Annotated in this window: 2 protein-coding genes and 1 pseudogene; all 3 read left to right on the top strand. The window is 75.8% G+C overall.

The window, feature by feature from the left end; all coding sequences use genetic code 11:
* The first annotated feature begins 83 nt into the window (after window positions 1-83).
* Window positions 84-1,577 carry a class I adenylate-forming enzyme family protein gene (locus ACIQOV_RS27155; protein WP_401052823.1) on the top strand — a complete coding sequence of 498 codons (1,494 nt, stop codon included), beginning with the start codon at window positions 84-86 and terminating at the stop codon, window positions 1,575-1,577.
* 159 nt (window positions 1,578-1,736) lie between these two features.
* Window positions 1,737-3,917: an MMPL family transporter gene (locus ACIQOV_RS27150; protein ID WP_401052820.1), complete on the top strand. Its 2,181-nt coding sequence runs from the start codon at window positions 1,737-1,739 to the stop codon at window positions 3,915-3,917.
* Between the two features lie 204 nt (window positions 3,918-4,121).
* Window positions 4,122-5,038, top strand: a pseudogene (locus ACIQOV_RS27145) (type III PLP-dependent enzyme); the annotation flags it as partial.

Raw genomic sequence — 5,038 nt, 5'->3', positions numbered from 1 at the left:
GGGGAGCATTGACCACGCGCACGTTCGAGACCGTACCCGTACCCGGGGTCGCCACCGCCGCCGGTTCGGAGCACGCCGCCCGGATCGCCAACGCGGCCGAGGAGTTCCTCGGCGCCGCTGCCGCCGCCCGCCCGGACGCACCCGCCGTACGGGACCGCTACGGCGCCTGGACGTACGCCGAGCTGGACGCCGCCGCCGACTCCTTCGCCCGGATCCTGGCCGGCCACGGCATCCGGCCGGGCGACCGGGTGCTGGCCCGGGTGGGCAGCGGCCGCGAGTTCACCGCCCTGCTCTTCGGGGCCTGGCGGCGCGGCGCCGTGCTGGTTCCCGTCAACCCGGCGATGCGGGCCTTCCACCTGGGGCCGGTGCTGGCCGACTCGGCGCCGTCGCTGATCGTGGCGGAAGCGGCGGAGCGGGAGCAGGCCGACGGGCTGCGCTGGCCCGCCGGGGTGCCCGTCGCCGTGGTCTCCGAGCTGGACCTCTCCGGGCCCGCCGACCCGGCCGGGCGCGGAGAGGCGCAGGTGCCCGCCGACCGGCTGGCGCTGCTGATCTACACCTCCGGCAGCACCGCCGCGCCCAAGGCCGTGGCCTGCCCGCACGCCCAGGTGGTGTTCGCCGCGCGGGCGATCGCGCGGCGGCTGAACTACCGCCCGGACGACGTCGTGCTGACCGCCGTGCCGCTCTCCTTCGACTACGGCCTCTACCAGGTGCTGCTCTCGGCGCTGGCCGGGGCCGAACTGCTGCTGTCCGGCCCGGAGGGCCACGCCCGGCTGCTCGGGTTCGCCCGCGACCACGGCGCCACCGTGGTGCCGCTGGTGCCCTCGCTCGGCGAACTGCTGGTGCGCCTGGCCTCCCGGGACCCGCGGCCCACCGGGGTCCGGCTGTTCACCAACACCGGTGCCGCGCTCAACCCGCCGCTGATCGCCTCGCTGCGGGAGGCCTTCCCCGGCGCGGCGGTGGCCCCGATGTACGGCACCACCGAGTGCAAGCGGATCACCGTCCTGGAGCCCGACGGCGACCTGGCCCGGCCCGGATCGGTGGGGCGCGCGCTGCCCGGCACCGAGGTGCTGACGCTGGACGACGACGGCCGGCCGCTGCCGCCGCACGAGATCGGCGAGATCGCCGTCCGCGGCCCGCACGTGATGGCCGGCTACTGGCAGGCACCGGAGCCCACCGCGCAGCGGTTCCGGGTGAGCCCGGAGGACGGCCGGGTCACGCTCCGCACCGGCGACTACGGCTGGCTGGACGAGGACGGCCACCTGTACTTCCAGGGCCGGCGCGACGACCTGTTCAAGCGGCGCGGCTCGCGGATGAGCACGGTGGAGATCGAGGCCGCCGTCCTGGACATCGACGGGGTCCGCGAGGCGGCCCTGCTCGCCCCGGAGGAGGACCGGGACATGGTGCTGTTCGTGGTCGGCGAGGTCACCGCCGAGCAGGTGCTGGGCAGGCTGGCCGACCGGCTGGAGGCGGCCAAGGTCCCGGACCTCTGCCGGGTGCTGCCCGCGCTGCCGCTCACCGCCAACGGCAAGACGGACGGCAAGGCGCTGCGCGCCCTGCTGGCGGGGGAGCCGGCCTGACCGTCCGGCCGGAGTGCGGCGCGCATCGGTGACGTGCAGTCAGCGGACGGGCACGCCCCGCTCAAGCGAGAGCCAAGGGCCTTCGCCGAGGGTGGGGCGGCCGTGTCCGCCTCTGCGCCCGCGCTGCCGCACCACGGCCGCGCGACGGAAGGAATACCGATGTTCACCGCTCTGGGCTCCGCTCTGCACGGGCGACGGAGAGCCTCCCTGCTGCTGACCCTGCTGATCACCGTGCTGGCCGCGGTCTTCGGCGGCTCCGTCGGGGACAGGCTCACCAACGGGCTGTCCGACTACGACGACCCGGGCGGCGGCAACGTCGTCGCCCGGGAGACGATCACCCGCGCCACCGGCATCGACTCCCAGCAGGGCTACCTGCTGCTGGTCCGCACCGACGAGCAGCTGCGCGGTGCCGGCGCGCCCCCGGCCGCCGTGACCGCGGCCGTCCGGCTGCTGAAGGACCGGCCCGAGGTCGAGCAGGTCGTCGACTACTCGGCCGACCCCGCGCTGATCTCCCGGGACGGGCACAGCACGGTGGTCGTCGGCGCCGTGCGCCCGATGGCCGAACCGGAGACCAAGGCCGCCGAGCAGGAGCTCCAGCGGGCCGTCAAGGACGACCCGGCGCTGAACGGCCGGGCCTGGCTCGGCGGCGCCACGCCCGGCCACGTCCAGGTGGCCCAGGTCTCCGACACCGACCTGGCCGAGGCCGAGGGCCTGGCCACGCCGGTCATCCTGATCGCGCTGTTCCTGGTCTTCCGCGGCCTGGTGGCCGCCCTCGTCCCCCTGCTGGGCGCCGTCGTCTCGCTGCTGCTCACCATGGCCGGCCTGCGGATCGCGACCACCGCGATGGACGTCTCCACCGGGGCGATGAGCCTGGCCTTCGCCCTGGGGCTGGGGCTGTCCATCGACTTCGGCCTGCTGATCGTCACCCGCTACCGGGAGGAGCTGGCCGAGCACGGCCCCGGCGCCGAGGCGCTGCGGCGGACGGTCGCCACCGCCGGGCGCACCGTGCTGTTCAGCGCGCTCACGGTGGCGGCCGCGCTGCTCGCGATCATGGTGTTCCCGCACCCGTACCTGCGGTCCATGGGCCTGGCCGGCGTCATCACCGTCGTCTCGGCGGCCCTGTTCGCCCTGCTCGGACTGCCCGCGCTGCTCGCCGTGCTGGGTCACCGGATCAACGCGCTGGCGCCGCGCCGCTGGCAGCGGTCCGCGGCGGCCGGGCAGGCCACCGCCGGGCGCTGGCACCGGCTGGCCTCGGCGGTGATGCGCAGGCCCGCGGTCTTCACGCTGGTCGCCACCGCCGTCCTGCTGCTCGTCGCCTCCCCGCTCACCGGGGTGCGGTTCACCGGCGTCGACCCGACCTCGCTCCCCAAGGACATCAGCGCCGGGCAGGTCGCCGCGCGGCTCGGCGGCGACTTCGACGAAATCGCCACCAGCCCGTTCCAGATCGTCCTCGACACCGCCGACGACACCGGGCTCCAGGAGTACGCCCGGCGGGTCGCCGCGGTGCCCGGGGTGGAGTCGGTGGGCGAGCCGCAGCGGCTGGACGCCGGGCACTGGGAGATCGACGCCGTCCTCGCCGGCAACCCGCTGGACGGTCCGGCGCTGCGGGCCGGCGAGCAGGTCCAGGACGTGGCGGCGCCCGTCACCGCCCGCTTCACCGGGACGACGGCGGACTTCCTCGCCCAGCGGGGCAGCATCGCCGACCGCCTGCCCCTGGCGTTCGGCGTGCTGGCCGGCGTGACGGTGCTGCTGCTGTTCGCCTTCTCCGGATCGGTGCTGCTGCCGCTGCTGGCCCTGGTGATGAACCTGCTCTCCACCGGCGCCGCGTTCGGCTTCCTGGTGTGGGTCTTCCAGGACGGCAACCTCGGCTTCGCCGCCCACAGCGGGCTGGAGACCACCACGCCCGTGCTGGTCTTCGCGCTCGCCTTCGGCCTCTCCACCGACTACAACGTCTTCCTGCTGGGGCGGATCAAGGAGGCCCGGGCCGCGGGCCGCGGCGACCGGGAGGCGGTCGCCGACGGCCTGGCGCAGATCGGCTCCACCGTCACCAGCGCCGCCGCGCTGTTCTGCGTCGCGGTGGGCGCGCTGGCCATGTCCCGGCTGGTGTTCGTCCAGGAGCTGGGCCTCGGCGCCGCGTTCTCCGTCCTGCTGGACGCCACGGTGGTGCGGGCGCTGCTGGTGCCCGCGCTGATGGCGCTGCTCGGCTCCGCCACCTGGTGGGCCCCCGGTCCGCTGCGCAGGCTGCACGCGGCGCTGCGGCTGGACCGCATGGAGGGCCCGGCCGCCCCGGAGCCGGCCGCCGCGCCGGCCGCCGAGAGGGTGCGCCGGCCGGTCGCCTGATCCGGGAGCCCCGGGCCCGCACGGCGGGACGCGGGGCCGGATCGCTTTTAGCGGCGCCCAAGTCCACGCTCGCAAGATGGTGGTGGCGGTGCGTCAGGAGACGCTCGCGCGCTCCCGGCGCGCCGCCACCAGGCAGGCGACCGGCGGCGCGCCGGCGGGGCACCGACCGCGAGGCGCCGCGCACGCCGCTACGAAAGGACCGCGATGACCACCGATCCTGAACTCGTCTCGGCGTACGGGAGTCCGCTGTACGTCTACGACGCGGCCCGGGTCCGGGCCGCCGCCCGGGACCTGCGCGAGGCCGTCCCGCAGCCCTCCCGGATCTACTACTCCCTGAAGGCCAACCCCCACCCCGCCCTGGTCGCCGAACTGCGCCGCAGCGGCGTGCACGCCGAGGTCACCTCGCGCGGCGAGCTGGCCGCGGCGCTGGAGGCGGGGCACCCGGCCGGGGAACTGCTGTACTCCGGGCCGGGCAAGGTGGCGGCCGAGCTGGACGAGGCGGTGCGCGCCGGGGTGCGCGCCTTCTCCGTCGAGTCCTTCGGGGACCTGGAGCGGGTCGGCGCGGCCGCCGCCGCCCATGACGCGGTGGCCGACTGCGTGCTGCGGATCAACGCCGCCGGCGCGCCGGGCACCGCGGGGCTGCGGATGACCGGCGGCCCCTCCCAGTTCGGCTTCGACCTGGACTGGCTCGCGGAGGAGGCCGACCGGCTGCGGGTCGCCGGCACCCGGGTCGTCGGGCTGCACTTCTTCCCGCTGACCAACTCCGCGGACGAGGACGGCCTGATCGCCGAACTGGCCCAGAGCGTGCGCACCGCCGCCCACCTGCGCGACCGACTCGGCATCGAGCTGGAGCTGCTGGACCTCGGCGGCGGCTTCGCCTGCCCGTACGCGACGGCCGGCGAACGGCCGGTGTACCGGCGGCTGCGGGAGGCCCTGGCCGAGGTGCTGGACGAGAACCTGCCCGGCTGGCGCGAGGGGCGGCCGGTGGTCGCCTTCGAGTCCGGCCGCTACCTGGTCGGCGACAGCGGACGGCTGCTGACCACCGTGACCGACGTCAAGCCGAGCCGGGGCAGCACCTACGCGGTGCTCGACGCCGGGATCAACCACCTCGGGGGGCTGTC

It is taken from the genome of Kitasatospora sp. NPDC091257, assembly GCF_044757675.1.
GTDB lineage: Bacteria > Actinomycetota > Actinomycetes > Streptomycetales > Streptomycetaceae > Kitasatospora > Kitasatospora lactacystinica.
Note: the sequence above shows the minus strand (reverse complement) of the source record. Positions and strands in the feature narration are given on the sequence as shown.

What these genes read in the sequence shown, in the direction of transcription:
- ACIQOV_RS27150 (WP_401052820.1), top strand. Translation starts at nt 1,737, where the DNA reads ATGTTCACCGCTCTGGGCTCCGCTCTGCACGGGCGACGGAGAGCCTCC.